Source organism: Limnohabitans sp. JirII-29 (assembly GCF_003063395.1).
GTDB lineage: Bacteria > Pseudomonadota > Gammaproteobacteria > Burkholderiales > Burkholderiaceae_C > Limnohabitans.
On sequence record NZ_NESB01000009.1, the window covers coordinates 79,079 to 96,146 of the forward strand.

General features: G+C 58.7%; 16 protein-coding genes and 1 pseudogene. 6 read left to right on the top strand and 11 right to left on the bottom strand.

Annotated features, from left to right (window positions below; translation table 11 throughout):
- Window positions 1–42: 42 nt before the first annotated feature.
- Window positions 43–978, top strand: a complete 936-nt coding sequence (locus tag B9Z39_RS14025) for a 2-hydroxyacid dehydrogenase (RefSeq protein WP_100147700.1) — start codon at window positions 43–45, stop codon at window positions 976–978.
- 64 nt (window positions 979–1,042) lie between these two features.
- On the opposite strand, the gene B9Z39_RS14030 is transcribed toward B9Z39_RS14025, so the two are convergent.
- Entirely contained in the window at window positions 1,043–2,884 is a 1,842-nt protein-coding gene (locus B9Z39_RS14030) for a DEAD/DEAH box helicase (RefSeq protein ID WP_100147699.1), read from the bottom strand.
- Between the two features lie 243 nt (window positions 2,885–3,127).
- On the opposite strand from B9Z39_RS14030, the gene ettA reads away from it, so the two are divergent.
- A complete protein-coding gene (gene ettA, locus B9Z39_RS14035) occupies window positions 3,128–4,795 on the top strand; it encodes an energy-dependent translational throttle protein EttA (protein ID WP_108302123.1) in 1,668 nt (555 codons plus the stop codon).
- A 60-nt stretch (window positions 4,796–4,855) separates the two neighbouring features.
- On the opposite strand, the gene B9Z39_RS14040 is transcribed toward ettA, so the two are convergent.
- On the bottom strand, window positions 4,856–5,848 hold the full coding sequence (locus B9Z39_RS14040) for a P1 family peptidase (protein ID WP_108302124.1): 993 nt from the start codon (window positions 5,846–5,848) through the stop codon (window positions 4,856–4,858).
- 79 nt (window positions 5,849–5,927) lie between these two features.
- On the opposite strand from B9Z39_RS14040, the gene B9Z39_RS14045 reads away from it, so the two are divergent.
- From B9Z39_RS14045 to B9Z39_RS14060, 4 genes are all read left to right on the top strand, one after another.
- A complete protein-coding gene (locus B9Z39_RS14045; protein ID WP_100147759.1) occupies window positions 5,928–6,551 on the top strand; it encodes a response regulator in 624 nt (207 codons plus the stop codon).
- A gap of 62 nt (window positions 6,552–6,613) precedes the next feature.
- Window positions 6,614–8,314, top strand: a complete 1,701-nt coding sequence (locus B9Z39_RS14050; RefSeq protein WP_108302125.1) for a long-chain fatty acid--CoA ligase — start codon at window positions 6,614–6,616, stop codon at window positions 8,312–8,314.
- A 47-nt stretch (window positions 8,315–8,361) separates the two neighbouring features.
- Window positions 8,362–9,363: an LLM class flavin-dependent oxidoreductase gene (locus B9Z39_RS14055; RefSeq protein WP_108302126.1), complete on the top strand. Its 1,002-nt coding sequence runs from the start codon at window positions 8,362–8,364 to the stop codon at window positions 9,361–9,363.
- Window positions 9,364–9,394: 31 nt separating this feature from the next.
- Window positions 9,395–10,426 (top strand): methionine synthase, encoded by a 1,032-nt coding sequence (locus tag B9Z39_RS14060; protein WP_100147694.1) that lies wholly within the window; start codon window positions 9,395–9,397, stop codon window positions 10,424–10,426.
- A gap of 373 nt (window positions 10,427–10,799) precedes the next feature.
- Here B9Z39_RS14060 and B9Z39_RS14065 read toward each other — a convergent pair whose 3' ends face one another.
- The 9 genes and pseudogenes from B9Z39_RS14065 to B9Z39_RS14105 form a co-directional block, all read right to left on the bottom strand.
- Entirely contained in the window at window positions 10,800–11,309 is a 510-nt protein-coding gene (locus tag B9Z39_RS14065) for a hemerythrin domain-containing protein (protein ID WP_108302152.1), read from the bottom strand.
- 135 nt (window positions 11,310–11,444) lie between these two features.
- Window positions 11,445–12,773 (bottom strand): annotated as a pseudogene (locus tag B9Z39_RS14070) (MFS transporter); the annotation flags it as partial.
- A 5-nt stretch (window positions 12,774–12,778) separates the two neighbouring features.
- Entirely contained in the window at window positions 12,779–13,960 is a 1,182-nt protein-coding gene (gene bktB / locus B9Z39_RS14075) for a beta-ketothiolase BktB (RefSeq protein ID WP_108302128.1), read from the bottom strand.
- 63 nt (window positions 13,961–14,023) lie between these two features.
- The gene (locus B9Z39_RS14080; protein ID WP_108302129.1) at window positions 14,024–14,740 is read right to left on the bottom strand and encodes an RluA family pseudouridine synthase; all 717 of its coding nucleotides are present in this window, start codon (window positions 14,738–14,740) and stop codon (window positions 14,024–14,026) included.
- The gene (locus tag B9Z39_RS14085) at window positions 14,703–15,002 is read right to left on the bottom strand and encodes a 2Fe-2S iron-sulfur cluster-binding protein (protein ID WP_100147757.1); all 300 of its coding nucleotides are present in this window, start codon (window positions 15,000–15,002) and stop codon (window positions 14,703–14,705) included. Before B9Z39_RS14085 ends, B9Z39_RS14080 begins: the two co-directional genes overlap by 38 nt.
- Window positions 14,995–15,279, bottom strand: a complete 285-nt coding sequence (locus B9Z39_RS14090) for a hypothetical protein (RefSeq protein ID WP_108302130.1) — start codon at window positions 15,277–15,279, stop codon at window positions 14,995–14,997. Before B9Z39_RS14090 ends, B9Z39_RS14085 begins: the two co-directional genes overlap by 8 nt.
- Complete coding sequence (locus tag B9Z39_RS14095) at window positions 15,279–15,893, bottom strand: hypothetical protein (RefSeq protein WP_233249016.1); 615 nt, start codon at window positions 15,891–15,893, stop codon at window positions 15,279–15,281. Before B9Z39_RS14095 ends, B9Z39_RS14090 begins: the two co-directional genes overlap by 1 nt.
- Window positions 15,874–16,503 carry a transcriptional regulator gene (locus B9Z39_RS14100; RefSeq protein ID WP_108302131.1) on the bottom strand — a complete coding sequence of 210 codons (630 nt, stop codon included), beginning with the start codon at window positions 16,501–16,503 and terminating at the stop codon, window positions 15,874–15,876. Before B9Z39_RS14100 ends, B9Z39_RS14095 begins: the two co-directional genes overlap by 20 nt.
- Window positions 16,500–17,048 carry a pseudouridine synthase gene (locus B9Z39_RS14105; protein ID WP_199173000.1) on the bottom strand — a complete coding sequence of 183 codons (549 nt, stop codon included), beginning with the start codon at window positions 17,046–17,048 and terminating at the stop codon, window positions 16,500–16,502. The genes B9Z39_RS14100 and B9Z39_RS14105 overlap by 4 nt, the downstream gene beginning before the upstream one ends.
- Window positions 17,049–17,068: the final 20 nt, after the last annotated feature.

Here is a 17,068-nt window from a genome sequence, read left to right on the forward strand (position 1 = left end):
GTAAAGTCAGGCTTATTACAAGATAGATGGAAAGCTCAGACCATGACTCAAGAAATCATGCAAGTCTCCAATTTGCCCGTGTTCATGATGAACGACCTGCAAAAAGACTATGTGGTGCACGACCGTGCCCACATCAATGACCCGGGCGCACTGTCACGCGTCACGGCCCTGGTGGGCGGTGGCGATGCGAAGGTGGATCGAAAGTTGTTGTCGATGTTGCCCGGCGTGAAGATCATTTCCGTATTTGGCGTGGGTTATGACGGCATTGATGTGGAAGCGGCCAAAGAGCGCGGCATTGTGGTGACGCATACGCCAGGGGTGCTGACCGACGATGTGGCTGACTTGGCGTTGGGGCTCATGTTGTCGATTGGGCGTCGCATTCCACAAGCCGATCGTTTTTTGCGCAACGGCGATTGGGTGAATGAGCCCTTTCCTTTGACGCGCAAAGTTTCTGGCGCGCGCCTTGGATTGGTGGGTATGGGCCGCATTGGCCGCGCCATTGCCAAACGGGCCGAGGCTTTTGACATGACGGTGTCCTACACCGGACGAGAAGCCAAGCTTGATTTGACCTACCCCTTTTATTTAACAGCCACTGCTTTGGCCGCCGAGGTTGACTTTTTGGTGGTGGCTGTGCCCGGCGGTGAGCACACAAAAAACTTGATCGGTGCGAGTGTGTTGCAGGCCTTGGGTCCTACGGGTTATTTGATCAACGTGGCGCGTGGCTCGGTGGTAGATCAACCGGTGTTGATTCAGGCATTGAAGGACAAGGCCATTGCGGGCGCTGGTCTGGATGTGTTTTGGGACGAGCCCAAGGTTCCGTCGGAGTTGCGCACCTTGCCCAATGTGGTGCTGACGCCGCACATGGCCAGTGGCACCCAAGAAACACGACGCGCCATGGCCGATTTGGCGATGGCTAACTTGAAGGCCTTCTATCAAAAGCAGCCCTTGTTGACGCCTGTGCCAGAGTGTCAGTCTTGACGGTGTGACGAGCCCCAGCAAAAAGCCCGCGTCAGCGGGCTTTTGGTTGCAGAGTGCACAGGGGTTAGCGTGCGTAACCGCCACCACCACCGTAGCCACCACCGCCTGAACGGCCGCCACCACCGCCACTGCGACCACCCCCACCGCCACCACCACCATTGCGTCGGCCACCGCCGCCACCAAAGCCGCCGCCACCGCGCTTGCGCTCGGTCATGAGGTCAACGCTGGTGCGTGTGGGGTCGGGCTGGCGTTGACCGCCGCCTTGGGTTTTGTGGCCAAAGGCATTGACACCGCTTTGGGTGCCCAAATGCGCGTTGGCGCGGGGCTGGAAGTCGTCGTCATCGCGACGCGGTGCACGTGCCTCGTTGTCACGCGGCATGCGTGGCTCTAGGTCACGCGGCGCGCGTGGTGCGTCTTGGCGCGGACCTCGGTTGTCAAACTGGCGTGCTGGGCGTGGGCCTTGACCTTGTGGACGGTTGCCGTCACGTGGTGGGCGGTCGCCGTTACGGTCGCGGCTCACATGGCCATTGGGGCGTGGGGCACGGCCTTCGCTGTCGCCGCCTTCACCGCGAGGTGCTGGGCCACGACCACCGCGTCCACCACCACCACCGCCTGACGCGCCTTTGGTGTCACGGATGCGTTGCATCATTTCATTGCGCGCTGCTTTGGCCGCGGCTGCCATCACATCTCGGCCTGGGGGTTTGCCCAAACCACCCCACAGAGTTTGACGACCCATGGCGATGGGTTCGGCTTTTTCATCGGGCTCGGGCCCGAAACCTTCGACCATCACAACCGGTACTTGTTGCTTGGTGAAGTGCTCAATGTCTTTCATGAAGCCTTCTTCGTCCAAGGACACCAGGCTCACGGCTTCGCCACTCGAACCTGCACGACCGGTACGGCCAATGCGGTGCACATAGTCTTCGCTGATGTTGGGGATTTCGTAGTTCACCACGTGTGGCAACTCGTCGATGTCGATGCCGCGTGCGGCAATGTCGGTGGCCACCAAAGCACGGATGTCACCGCTTTTGAAACCTGCCAGGGCCTGGGTGCGTGCAGTCTGACTCTTGTTGCCATGCAGCGCCATGGCGCTGATGCCGTTTTTGGTCAAAAACTCGGCCACGTTGTTGGCGCCAAATTTGGTGCGTGTGAACACCAGCACCTGGCTCCAGTTGTGTTCGTTGATGATGTGCGCCAGCAAGGCCTTTTTCTTGCCACGACCCACTGGGTGTACCACTTGCGTGATGCGTTGCACCGTGGTGTTGCTGGGCGTGACCTGAATGCTTTGTGGGTTCTTGAGCAAGCCATTGGCCAGTTCACGAATTTCGTCGCTGAAAGTGGCCGAGAACAACAAGCTCTGTTTGTCTTTGGGCACCAGGGCCAAGATTTTTTTCACGTCATGGATAAAGCCCATGTCGAGCATGCGGTCGGCCTCATCGAGGACCAACATCTGCACGGTGGACAGGTCCAACATGCCTTGCTGCTGCAAGTCAAGCAAACGACCAGGTGTGGCCACCAAAATGTCCACCCCTTTTTTGATTCGTGCGACTTGTGGGTTCATGCCCACGCCGCCAAAGATGACGGTGGAGGTGAGCTGCAAGTATTTGCCGTAGGTGCGGATGGACTCTTCCACCTGCGCTGCCAGCTCTCGCGTGGGGGTGAGCACCAAGGCACGCACACCGTAGACGCCAAACTTGTTCTCCGTGCTGCGGCTCATGGTGAGCTTGTGCAGCATGGGCAAGGTGAAGGCGGCAGTTTTGCCAGTGCCGGTTTGGGCCCCTGCCAACAGGTCGTGGCCTGCGAGCACGGCTGGAATGGCCTGGGCTTGGATGGGGGTGGGGGTTTCGTAGCCCTGTTCGACTACGGCTTTCAGGATGGCCGGAGCCAAATTCAATTCTTCAAAGTTCATGATGGAGCGCTTATGTCAGCGCATGACACCAACCCGCTTGGCCCGAAGGCCACCCAGTCAAAGGTCGGCAATATTTACAAGGTGAGCATTTGAGATCACAAACAGAGGTGTTTGGAGCAGGCTCCAGCAGAAGTGCTGATGTTGTGGCAACTGGCGGCGACAACAGCTCTATTGTGGCACGGATCGGGAGTGCGGGGATAATCACGCCTTTATTGCAATTGCGACCCCCCGAAAGAACAACACATGGCTCAGTACGTTTTCTCTATGAACCGTGTCGGCAAGATCGTGCCGCCCAAGCGTCAGATTTTGAAAGACATTTCCCTCAGCTTCTTCCCGGGTGCCAAGATTGGCGTGCTGGGTTTGAACGGCTCGGGCAAGTCGACCCTGCTGAAAATCATGGCCGGTATCGACACGGAAATCGAAGGCGAAGCCATCCCGATGGCCGGCTTGAAAATTGGATACCTGCCACAAGAGCCGCAACTCGATCCTGAGCACACCGTGCGTCAATCGGTCGAGAGCGGCATGGGCGAAGTCAAAGAAGCCCAGGCACGTCTGGAGGAGGTGTACGCCGCCTACGCGGAAGAAGACGCCGACTTTGACGCTTTGGCCGCTGAACAAGCCAAACTCGAAGCCATCATCGCTGCCTCGGGTGCGGGGGACGGCTCAGACCATTTGTTGGACATCGCGGCTGATGCGTTGCGTTTGCCCCCATGGGACGCCATCATTGGCAAGCTGTCGGGCGGTGAAAAGCGTCGCGTGGCTTTGTGCCGCTTGTTGCTGTCCAAGCCCGACATGCTGCTGTTGGACGAACCCACCAACCACTTGGACGCCGAGTCGGTGGATTGGTTGGAGCAGTTTTTGGCCCGTTTCCCCGGCACCGTGGTGGCCATCACCCACGACCGCTATTTCTTGGACAACGCCGCCGAGTGGATTTTGGAACTCGACCGTGGTCATGGCATTCCCTACAAAGGCAATTACTCCACATGGTTGGAGCAAAAAGAAGCCCGTTTGGCGCAAGAAAACCGGACCGAAGATGCGCGTGCCAAAGCGATGAAGAAAGAGTTGGAGTGGTCGCGCCAAAACCCCAAAGGGCGTCAAGCCAAGAGCAAGGCACGTTTGGCGCGCTTTGAAGAGCTGTCCGACTACGAATACCAAAAACGCAACGAGACACAGGAAATTTTCATTCCGGTGGCCGAACGTTTGGGCAATGAGGTGTTCGAGTTCAAGAACGTCAGCAAGTCCTTTGGCGACCGTGTGTTGATCGACAACTTGAGCTTCCAAGTACCAGCGGGTGCCATCGTGGGCATCATTGGTCCCAACGGGGCCGGTAAGTCGACCTTGTTCAAGCTGATTGCGGGCAAAGAAAAGCCTGACAGTGGCGAAGTCAAAGTGGGTCAAACCGTGAAGATGGCCTTTGTGGACCAGACGCGTGATGACTTGAACGACGACAAAACCGTGTGGGAAGACATCTCGGGGGGCTTGGACATCTTGACCGTGGGCAAGTTCCAGATGCCCAGCCGCGCTTACTGCGGTCGCTTCAACTTCAACGGGGGTGACCAGCAAAAGAAAGTGGGCATGTTGTCAGGGGGCGAGCGCGGTCGTTTGCACTTGGCCAAGACCTTGATCGAGGGCGGCAACGTGTTGCTGCTGGACGAGCCTTCGAACGACTTGGACGTGGAGACTTTGCGTGCGCTGGAAGATGCGCTGCTGGAGTTTGCTGGTTCGGTGATGGTGATCAGCCACGACCGCTGGTTCCTGGATCGCATTGCCACCCATATCTTGGCTGCTGAAGGCGATAGCCAGTGGGTGTTCTTTGACGGCAACTACCAAGAGTACGAAGCCGACAAGAAGAAGCGACTCGGTGAAGAGGGTGCCAAGCCCAAGCGTGTGCGCTTCAAGGCATTGAAGTAATCTTTTGCTGATTCGCGCAGAAGGCCCAGTTCTTAGGAACTGGGCCTTTTTTCATGGCGCTCAGGGTTTCATGGCGGGCCACCAGTGCTGGCCCAGTCGCAGTTCGGTGGCGGCTTTCACCGCCTGCACCACCGCCATGGCAGTGACCTCTGCGGCCAGCGTGCTCAGCAACATCATGTCGGCGGCTTGGCCGCTGGTGCCAGTGCCCAAGGCAAACAAGGTGTCGCCATCGAGCGGTGTGTGAACAGGGCGAATGCTGCGCGCCAAGCCATCATGGGCTACTTGTGCCAAGCGCTGCGCTTGTGGTTTGGTCAATACTGCGTCGGTGGCTACCACGCCAATGGTGGTGTTGCTTCCTATCGGCACGTGGGGCATCACATGGCCAGAGATTTGAGCTGTTCGGATGTCTAGCAGTTCGCGGCTGTCGGAGGCACGACGCGCACCTGCGAGCAGTTGGCCCGTGAGTGGGTCCACCACATCGCCCAGCGCATTGCAGACCACCAGAGCCGCAACGGTGATGCCGTTGACCGTGAGCGCTGCGCTGCCCACACCGCCTTTCATGGCGCAGTCCGGTCCATTCATCTTGCCCACCGTGGCTCCGGCGCCTGCCCCCACATTGCCTTGTGCAACAGGGGCAGTGCTCGCATTAACGCAGGCTTGGTAACCCGCTTGGGCATCTGGGCGAATGCGCGAGTCTCCCTGAGAAAAGTCGTCCACCAGCAGATCAAAAACCACCGCAGCAGGGACGATCGGTACCCGTACAGCGCCTACGGCAAGACCGTGGCCCCGTTCTTCGAGCCATTGCATGACACCCGAAGCAGCGTCCAATCCATAAGCGCTGCCCCCACTCAAGACCAGGCCATGCACATGCTGTACCCAATTGCTCGGCGAGAGCAAGTCTGTTTCGCGTGTCCCAGGCGCTGCCCCTCGTACATCAACACCAGCGACGGCTCCCCCAGGCGTCAGCACCACGGTACATCCTGTGGGACGACGCGAATCGGTGAAATGGCCGACCAAGACCCCATCAATTTGAGTCAAAGTATTATTTTTCATACCATTTAGAATTCACGAAACATGAAAAAATGTCTTAAAATAATACGTAAGTTTCATTTTTGGCAAATAAGGATTGATCATGGCTATTACCTCTATCAAAGAGCCTTACGACGGCTACTGTGGGACGAGTTATGCAGCCAAAGTGTTGGGAATATCGGTTGGGACTGTACAGGGATTGGTCGAAAAAAACGATTTGCGTGCATGGAAAACACAAGGCGGACACCGTCGCATTTCCTTGCAATCTATTCAAGAATACCAACGCCGTCATAACTTATCGCCTGCCTCGACAACTTCTGGCGAAGACAGACTGCGTGTTTTGGTGGTCGAGGACGACGAAAACACCCGCATCATGCTGCAAGCTAATTTTGAAAAATGGGGCTTGCCCATTGATGCCGTGATGTATTCATCCGCCATGGAAGCCTTGCTGGACATGCCCAGCCTGCAACCACAAGTGCTGCTGACAGATTTACGCATGCCCAACGTGGATGGGTTTCAGTTTTTGAAAACACTCAGTGAGCACGCCTTGTTTTCGACGATGGCGATCGTGGCCATCACAGGCATGAGCGCCAAAGAAGTTCAAGCCAAAGGCGGCTTGCCAGATGGTGTGCAGTTGCTGCAAAAACCCATCGACTTGGATTGGTTGCATGGCTTTTTTGACGCTTTGATGTCGGTGCGTCAAATCAACCGCCGCGGTCGCGCTTAATTTAGCAAGCGCTAGGGCCTTCCCGTATGGGCGCCCTTTGTCGGACAGGCTAATCTGTCCGCATGAAAGCACACCACCGTTTTTGGCCGGCACGCCTGCCGCATGCGATCTCTGTTCCACACACCTCGCTGTGGGACAACTTGGCCATCAGCGCTCGCCGCTACCCCGATAAAACGGCTTTGATATTTCTGGGTCAAGCCTTGCGCTATGCCGACTTGTTGGCGCAGGCCGAGCGGTTGGCCGCACACTTGCAACACCTGGGGGTTCAAAAGGGCGATCGGGTGGTGCTCAACATGCAGAATTGCCCGCAATTGGTGATTGCGCATTTCGCCATATTGCGTGCCAACGCCGTGGTGGTGCCAGTCAACCCGATGAACCGTGCGGAAGAACTCAAACACTACATCACCGACCCCGATGCGCGTGTGGCCATCACCACAGCCGATTTGGCCGCTGAGTTGGCCCATGCCAGCAACCAATTGCCTTCTGCACAGCGTTTGGCGCATTTGGTGGTGACGCATTTCGCCGATGCTTTTGACACCCAGGTGTCAGGCGACGATGCGCCGCCCCAAGCTTGGCACACGTGGTTGTTCACCCAGCACCCGCTGCCCGAATTAGATGGCGGAGAAGCCCACACCTGGCAAGACGCACTCGCTTGCGCCCACAAAGTGGGACCCTTGCTGGTTGGCCCCGATGACTTGGCGGTGTTGCCCTACACCAGTGGCACCACAGGTTTGCCCAAGGGCTGCATGCACCCGCACCGCAGCATCATGCACAACGCCATGGCGACGGCGATTTGGAGTGGCAGCACCCACGAAAACGTGGGGTTGTTGGTGGTTCCGATGTTTCACATCACCGGCATGACCAGCGTCATGCATTCGGGCATTTATCTGGGGGCGACATTGGTGCTCATGCCGCGCTGGGACCGCGAGCTGGCTGGGCGCTTGATCTCCAAATGGCAGATCACCCACTGGACCAATATTCCTACCATGGTGATTGACTTGTTGGGCAGTCCCAACTTTGACAAATTCAATTTGAAAAGCTTGGTCCATATTGGCGGTGGTGGCGCTGCCATGCCGCAAGCGGTGGCGCAGCGCTTGTATGACTTATACGGCTTGCGTTACAGCGAGGGCTACGGCTTGACCGAAACCGCAGCACCCTCACACAACAACCCGCCCGACGCACCCAAGCAGCAGTGCTTGGGCATTCCGTTCATGAGCACCGATGCACGCATCGTCGACCCCGAAACCTTGCAAGAGTTGCCGCAGGGCGAGTCCGGGGAAATCGTCATTCATGGCCCCGAAGTGTTCAACGGCTATTGGAAGCAACCTGAGGCCACCGCTGCTGCGTTCTTTGTGCTCGACGGCAAACGTTTCTTTCGCTCGGGTGACTTGGGGCGGGTGGACGAAGACGGCTACTTCTTCATCACCGACCGTCTCAAACGCATGATCAATGCCTCGGGCTTCAAGGTCTGGCCTGCCGAGGTGGAGGCGCTGATGTTCAAACACCCGGCGATCCAAGAGGCGTGCATCATCTCGGCGCGTGACAGCTACCGGGGCGAGACCGTCAAAGCTGTGGTGGTGTTGCGCGCTAGCCATCAGGGGTTGGTGACTGAGCAAGACATCATCGCTTGGTGTCGCGAGCACATGGCGGTCTACAAAGCCCCCACCCAAGTCCAATTTGTCGATGTCTTGCCCAAGAGCGGCAGTGGCAAAGTGATGTGGCGCGCCTTGCAAGAAGCACAGGCCGCAGCAGCGCGTGGCTAAAGCCTGGGTGACAGCCCACTTTTGCGGGTGCGGGTAAGCTACGCCCCGTGCTCAAACTATCTGTCCTCGACCAATCCGCTGCGGCTGCTGGCCGCCACCAAGACACCGCCATTCGCCAGACCTTGGCTTTGGCGAGCCAATGCGAAGACTGGGGTTACCACCGCTTTTGGGTCAGTGAACACCACAGCCATCCCAGCATCGTGGGCACCGCCCCTGAAGTGCTGATGGCTGCCATTGCGGCGCGCACCACGCGCATCCGCTTGGGGTCTGCAGGCGTCATGCTGCCGCACTATGCGCCGCTCAAAGTGGCTGAACAATTTCGTGTGCTCGACGCCTTGGCGCCCGGGCGCATTGACTTGGGCGTAGGCCGCGCCCCGGGCAGCGACGGGCGCACCGCCCAACTGCTCAACCCTGACCGCCATGCTTCAGACAACTTCCCGCAACAGGTCCTGGAGCTACAAGCCTGGGTCACTGGACAGCCTATTCCGGCAGGGCACCCTGGACACGGCATCTTCGCCTATCCGAGTGGCCCCACCTCACCGGCGGTGTGGATGCTGGGCAGTTCAGACTACGGTGCACAGTTAGCCGCTCATTTGAGCCTGCCCTACGCCTTTGCTTACTTCATCACTGACGGACAAGGGGCTGATGCAGCACTGCGTTTGTACCGTGCCAACTTCCGTGCCAGCGAGGGCATGGCCAAGCCGCATGCCACCGTGTGCGTGTGGGCCTTGGCCGCCGACACCGAAGACGAGGCTTGGGCGCTGTTTCAAAGCCGTGCGCGCTGGCGCATGGACCGCAATTCGGGGCGCATCGGCCCGATCTTGCCGCCGGACCAAGCCCTGCGTGACTACACACCCTCGGAGCAAGTGGCCTTGGCCGAGATGCGTGCCAACGCCTTGGTCGGCAGTGCCCCTCAGGTGGCCGCCAAGCTGCGCGCCTTGGCCGAGCGCTTGCAAGTTGACGAGGTGGTGCTGATCACCTGGACCCACGACCCAGCGGCACAGCGCCGCTCATATGAACTGCTGGCGCGTGAATTCGCGCTCAGCTGACAACTCTTAACAACTCACACGGAGCTTCACCATGTTTTCAACCGCCATTGCCGGTAGCCTGCCCAAACCCGAGTGGTTGGCCGAGACCAACAAACTGTGGCCCAAGTGGCACGCCGAGGGCGATGCCCTGCGTCAAGCCAAGGCCGATGCCACGCTGTTGTGGATCAAAGCCCAAGAAGACGCAGGACTGGACGTGATTGGCGACGGTGAACAATCGCGTCAACACTTTGTGCACGGGTTTTTAGAGCAGGTCGAAGGCATCGACTTTGAAAACAAAGTCACCATGGGCATTCGCAACAACCGCTACGACGCGCAAGTGCCCCAAGTCATTGCCCCCTTGCGACTCAAAGGCCGTGTGCATGCGTTTGAAGCGCAACTGGCCCGCGCCCACACCCAGAAAAAACTCAAGTTCACCTTGCCTGGCCCCATGACCATCGTGGACACCGTGGCCGACCGTTTTTATGGCGAGGGCGAAGAGGGGCGCATCAAGATGGCGTTCGCCTTTGCCGAGTTGTTGAACCAAGAAGCCTTGGCCTTGCAAGCCGATGGCGTGGACATCATCCAGTTTGACGAGCCTGCCTTCAACGTCTACCTGGACCAAGCTGCAGACTGGGGCGTCAAGGCCTTGGAGCGCGCTGCGCAAGGCCTGACCTGCACAACAGCGGTTCATATTTGCTATGGCTATGGCATTGAAGCCAACAACAACTGGAAGAAAACCCTGGGCGACGAATGGCGTCAGTACGAAAAAGTGTTTCCGGCCTTGGCCAAGAGCAGCATCCAGCAAGTGAGTTTGGAGTGTTATCACTCGCACGTGCCGCCCGAGATGATGGCCTTGCTGGAAGGCAAAGACGTGATGGTGGGGGTGATTGACGTGGCCAGCGAGGTGATTGAAACGCCCGAAGAAGTGGCCGACACCATCGGCCGCGCTTTGCAGTTTGTGCCCAAGCACCGTTTGATTGCTTGCACCAATTGCGGCTTGGCCCCGATGAGCCGTGAGGTGGCGACCAAGAAGCTCCAAGCCTTGGCGGATGGTGCTGCGTTGGCGCGTCAGCGTTACGCCTGAGATTTTTCTTTGGCGGTGGGGGATGTGTTTGGGCGTCTGTTGCCGCTCATGTCCCCCGATTCAGGCTACGCCTGAATCTCCTCCTTGACTTCGCTGCAACAGACACCCAAACACATCCTCGGGCGCCCAAGTCGCAGATACAGGTAGGCCTGAGTCTCCTGCCTGACTTCGCTGCAACAGACACCCAAACACCTCCTCGGGCGCCCAAGTCGCAGGCACAGGCACGCCAAACCCTCAGGACCAGACGGCGTGGGTGTCTTGTGAAGCGAAGTGAAGGAGGAGAGTCTTGCAGCATGCAAGACTCGGGGGACATGAGCGGCGCAAGGTACCCACGCCGTCTGGTCCGTACGAAGCAAGACCTGGTCCGTGCGAACTAAGAGCAACTGCTCCCACCACACCCATGGATTTCGCCCTGAGGCAAGCCCTCAGGCTTGGATACTACCCCCGTGGCTTCGTCATAGCCCACACCGCGCAGGTGCAGTGCCAAGGCCGCATCCATCGTTTGGGCGTGCTGCGGGAACCACAGACCCAGCTCATGCGCCATTTGACGCACCAACGCCAAGTCGCCTTGTTCTTTGCCACGCTTGAGGCCTTCGCGCATCACTTGCAAGATCACGTTGTGCTGAATGCTGTGGCAATTGCTCGATGAGAAGTGGGTGTCCGCCATCCAGCGGTCTTCGCTGCCAAAGTGTTCTTCGGTGTGCGCGATCAAGTCCACGAAGCGATCCAACAGTTCATCGTCTTGGGCCATCTCAGTCGCACCCAGCAGGTCCACAAACTCGCGGTGGGTGTCGTCCATGAAGTCGAGTTCAAGGCCCAAGGCATCGCTCCACGCCAGGGTGGGTGCACGTGCAGCGGTGAAGTCGAGGGTCTCGGTGGTCATGGCATTGCTCTCCAAATCTTGAATGGCATGAGCATAAATTGAAAACCACGTCTCTGAGTTGCGCTAAGTCAAGCGAGAGACGGGTGGCGCTGGGCACCTTCCACGCAGAATGCCGTTTGTTTACAACCAAGTGCGCAGCCACGCCACAAAGCGACGTGGGTAGCTGGGCTCCACCCAAAAAATGGCACTTGTCACCACGGCATTGGCCACGCCGGTGCACAGCATCACCTCAGGAATGGTCAGCCCTGCGCTGAGCAGGGCCCCGGCGATCAAGGCACTGGCAACCATGAACAAGGCGTTGAGGATGTTGGTTGCCGCAATCAACCGTGCACAGTGGTCTTGGTGGCTGGTCAACTGCACCCAGGCATACATGGGCACGCTGTACAGGCCCGTGAACAGGCTCAGCAGAGCCAAGTCGGCCATCACCCGCCAATGCGCTGCGTGGCCCACAAAGGCCGAGATATCCATGGGCAAAGCCGCTGGCAGATGCCGCACCGCAAAGAACAAGTCGATGCAAAACACACTCATGCCGATGGCACCCAGCGGCACCAAACCGATTTCAACTTGACGCCGGCTCAACCGCTCGCACAGCAAAGCCCCTGTGCCAACACCGACCGAGAACAACACCAGCAGCAGCGAGGCCACATGGGCGTCGCCGTGTAACACCTCTTTGGCAAAACTGGGGAATTGGCTCAAAAAGGTGGCACCAAAAAACCACATCCAGCTGATGCCCAGTAGCGTGTGAAACACACTCGGGTTGCTGCGTGCCAAACGCAGGTTGCGCCATGTCTCGGTGAATGGGTTCCAGTTGATGCGCAGCAGCGGTGCCAAGGCGCGCCCGGGCGGTATCAACGCACTGGCAAAACGCCCCAGTGCAGCGAGTGCCAAGCAGGCCAGCGACACGCTGGTGGTACCCACCTCAGGCAAGGCCACCAATAAACCACCCGCCACATTGCCCAACAAGATGGCTACAAATGTGCCCATCTCCACCATGCCGTTGCCACCCGTGAGCTCTTGCGCATTCAACACGCGTGGCAGGTAGGCAAATTTGACCGGACCAAACAAGGTGGAATGCACACCCATCAAAAAAATACAGCCCAGCAAGGTGGCGACTTGATGGCTGGCAAAGCCCCAGGCGACCAGCGCCATGATGGCGATTTCAAAGTTCTTGACCCAGCGCATCAGCGCCACGGGGTCGTATTTGTCGGCCAATTGGCCGCTGGTGGCCGAGAACAACAAAAACGGCAGGATGAACACAGCCCCAATCACCAGGCCCGCCAAGCTGGGCGGCAGCCAGTCGATGCTGAGTTGGTAGGTCACCAACACGGTGAAGGCGAACTTGAACAGGTTGTCGTTCGCGGCCCCGCAAAACAGGGTCCAGAAAAAAGGCCCAAACCGACGTTGACCCAACAACGCAAACTGGTGTGTTGCGTCTGTGGGGGCAGCGTCGGCGGGGCCGGCCATGGTGCTTACATGCGCTCGAAGATGGCGGCAATGCCTTGGCCGCCGCCAATGCACATGGTCACCAGGGCATATTTGCCTTGGATGCGTTGCAACTCATACAAGGCCTTCACGGTGATCAAGGCCCCCGTGGCACCGATGGGGTGACCCAGCGAAATGCCCGAGCCGTTGGGGTTGACCTTGGCCGGGTCAAAGCCGAGCTCTTTGCTCACGGCGCAGGCTTGGGCGGCAAAGGCTTCGTTGGCTTCAATCACATCCATGTCGTGGACCGTCAAGCCCGCTTTTTGCAACGCCAAGCGGGAGGCCGACACCGGGCCCATGCCCATGATCTTGGGCTCCAAGCCGGTGTGCGCGTAGGCCACCAAGCGACCCAGCGGCTTGGCACCACGGGCTTGTGCGGTCTTGGCTTCCATCAGCACCACAGCGGCGGCGGCGTCGTTGATGCCCGAGGCGTTGCCTGCGGTCACGGTGCCGTTTTCTTTCACGAACACGGGCTTCAACTTGGCCATGTCTTCGGGCTTGCAGTTGGGGCGGAAGTGCTCGTCGGTGGCGTAGGCCACATCGCCTTTTTTGCTCTTCAGAATCACTGGCAGGATCTGGTCTTTGAAGTAACCCGCTTCGGTGGCACGTTGTGCGCGGTTGTGGCTCTCAACGGCCAAGGCATCTTGCATGTCGCGGGTGATGCCAAATTGCGCCGCAATGTTCTCGGCCGTCACGCCCATGTGGATGGTGTGGAAGGGGTCGTGCAGCGCACCCACCACCATGTCGACCATCTTGGTGTCGCCCATGCGAGCGCCCCAACGTGCGCTGAGCGATGCGTAGGGACCACGGCTCATGTTTTCTGCACCACCGCCAATGGCGATGTCGCAGTCGCCCAGCATGATGGCCTGGCTGGCCGACACAATGGCTTGCAAGCCCGAGCCGCACAGGCGGTTCACGTTGAAGGCGGGCGTGGCTTGGCCGCAACCGCCGCTGATGGCGGCCACACGTGACAAATACATGTCTTTGGGTTCGGTGTTGACCACATGGCCAAACACCACGTGGCCCACGTCTTTGCCGTCCACGCCCGCACGGGCCAAGGACTCGCGCACGACTTGTGCGGCCAATTCGGTGGGCGGAATGTCTTTCAGACTGCCACCATAAGTACCAATGGCGGTGCGAACACCGCTGACGACGACGACTTCACGCATGTTTGTCTCCTGTGGATGAAAATTAAAACCGAACCAGTGTGCACCCGCTCGGCTACAGCTCTCTTACGCCGCCTGATACGGCGCTGACGTACCCCAAGCCACAGGCAAATCAAAAGACAGGGGCTCTTGGGTGAACGGATGGGCCAGCGCCAGGCTCTTGGCGTGCAACATCAGGCGCGGGCTCATGGCCAGCACCTCTGGTGGCGCGTACAAGGAGTCGCCCAGCATCGGGTGCCCCAGGCTTTGCATGTGCACCCGCAGTTGGTGGGTGCGCCCCGTGAAGGGTTCCAGCTCAATCAGGCTGGCCATCTCACCCACTTGGAGGCTGCGCCACAGGCTGCGGCTGGGTTTGCCGTCGGGGTGGATGATGTGGATCGGGCGACGCTCCCAGTCCAGCAGAATTGGGCCTTCCACCGTGTACCAACCTTCTTCGTTGGGTGCTGAGGCGGTGAGCAACGGGTTGCCTGCCACCACCGCCACGTAGCGCTTGTGCACTTGGCGTGTTTCAAACGCACGGCTGATGCGGCGTTGCGCCTCAATGCCACGCGCCATGATCAACAAGCCGGAGGTGTCTTGATCCAAGCGGTGCACCACCAAAGCATCGGGATAGCGGTCTTGCACGCGTTTGGACAAACAGTCTTGTTTGTCGGGCCCGCGTCCTGGCACCGACAACAGGCCGCTGGGTTTGTCCAGCACCAACAGGTGTTCGTCTTCGTAGATCGGGGTGATCACAGGCAGGGGCTCAGCAGGCACTGGCATCGGGTTGTTCAAGCACCACATGCGTGGTGGGGTGGGCCACACAGGGCAGCACATAGCCCTCGGCCTTTTCTTCGGCGCTCAGGCCTGGCCACTCAATGCTGTACGTCACTTCTCCGCTGACCAAGCGACACAGGCAGGTGCGGCAGGTGCCATTGCGGCAAGAGCTGGGCAACTGCACACGCGACATGTCAGCCGCTTCCAGCAAGCTCAGGTCGCCTTCGACGTCGTACTGCAAATCAGCGGGCATCACTTTGACGGTGAAAATTTCAAAAGAATCAGACATGGTTATGGAGTTGTTGCTCGGCTTTGTCCAGCCACAGGCCCAAGCTGTCGAGCAATTCGGTTTGGCTGAAAGAACAGCTTTCTTCGCTGAACAAGGCGCTCGACTCCAAGCGGTCCAACAGCCCCAACCACACCTCGCTGTAGCGTGCGGGCAGGGCTTGCAGCAACACCTCTTGGGAGCGTGCCGCGCTGCTGAACGCCGACACGCTCAGCGCGCCGCCACGCACCTCAGACAGCGTTTGACGCAAGCTGGCGATGGACGGGGCTGCGGGGTGCATCACTTGTTCTTGATCTTGCCGCGAGGTGCCACGTAGGTGGTGGGCGGGTTGGGACGGTCCGAGGTGGAGGTCTTGGGGGGCGAGTTGTCCTTTTTAGGCTTCTTCGTCATTTTGTTGCTGTGTTGTTCGCCTTTGGCCATAAGCCCTCCTGGAAGATCATCTCGGACTGAGACGGGACCATGGTAATTCACATCACTTAAGGGCTGTGCGTTCAAGGCATCAAGGACACGCTGTGTGGCGGAAATAAGGTCGGACACCAACCGTGCGTTCACGTCCAGCATGCCTTCGTATTCACCAAGATTGCGTGTGTTGTGACACTTGTCCAGCACACGCCAAACTTCCGGGCCAAGTCCCAACGTATGCGGCAAAACTTGAAACACGATGAATCGGTTGCTGGGCCGATAGCCCTTGCGTCTTAGCGCTGCCAAGCACAGTGCGTGTGCGGCGTTGTAGGCCAAATCGAATTGGCTTTCTAGTGCAAGCGTTGGTGACTGCGCGTCGCGCAAGCGCATGCTGCCTGTTCGCATCAGTCCTGCTAGCTCAGCGTTGTCTGATGGCTCGGCCTTGAGTGATTTGCCGGGACCACTGAGATTTTTAAGTGCGCTGTTGTCCATTTTTTTGCTCCAACTGACCGATCAACCAAATCTTGGGCTGGTTCATCACGCGCGTGATGAAGGCCTGATCTTGGTCGAGGCGTTGGGCAAATTCGTCAGGCGTGTATAGCGTTGGGTTGATGTTGCGCTTAAGTTGTTGGCTCGCACTTTCAAGCGCAGCAAACACATCGGCGTAGCTCAGGGTTTGGCTGACTAGCAAAACGTCCACATCACTCTTTGCGGTGTCTTGCTGGTTGGCCATTGAGCCGTAGACAAACGCCGAGCGAATGCCTGCGGCCATGGGGGCCAATGCGTTGCGCAGCACATCGGCCAGGCCGACTGTTTTGAGGACCAAGCTTCGTAGCTCGGCATAGAGAGGGGACTGGGCGTTGGCTTGAAAGTGTTTTTGGTTACCAAGTTTGGTGACGGTAATCAACCCTGCTTGCGCTAAATTGGCCAACTCGCGCTGAACCGCACCTGTGCCTGACTGCGCGAGGGAAATCACCTCGTTGGCATAAAAGCTTCGGTCTGGTGTGCTAAACAAAACAGACAGCACCCGTTGGCGCACCTTTGGAAACAATGCGTTGGCGAGGCTGTCATTGGTTTTTATACCCATAATGGGTTTTATCATACCTTATTTGGGTATATTTCTTGTTGCCAAGCGCCACTGGCCAATTCGTTCAGACTGTAGGGGCCTATCGCGGTACGGATTAGGCGCAGGGTGGGCAAGCCCACGGCGGCTGTCATGCGTCGCACTTGGCGGTTGCGGCCCTCGCGAATCACCAACTCCAGCCACGACGTGGGCTTGTTCATGCGCACACGGATGGGGGGCGTGCGCTCCCACAGCGCGGTGGGTGGTTCGGCCACGCGTGCACGCGCTGGGCGTGTGAGGCCATCGTTCAACAACACGCCCAGGCGCAGCGTCTGTAGCGCTGCCTCGCTGGGCACACCCTCCACCTGCACCAGATAGGTTTTCTCCATCTTGAAGCGTGGGTCGGCAATCTGGGCCTGCTGGCGGCCATCGTCGGTGAGCAGCAGCAAGCCTTCGCTGTCGGCGTCCAAGCGCCCGGCCACATACACGCCTGGCAGATCGATGAATTCTTTCAGGCCACGCCAGCGTCCCTCCGGCGTGAATTGGCTGAGCACGCCATAAGGTTTGTTGAAGCGAATGAGCATGGCCCCAAGCGTAGCAGGCG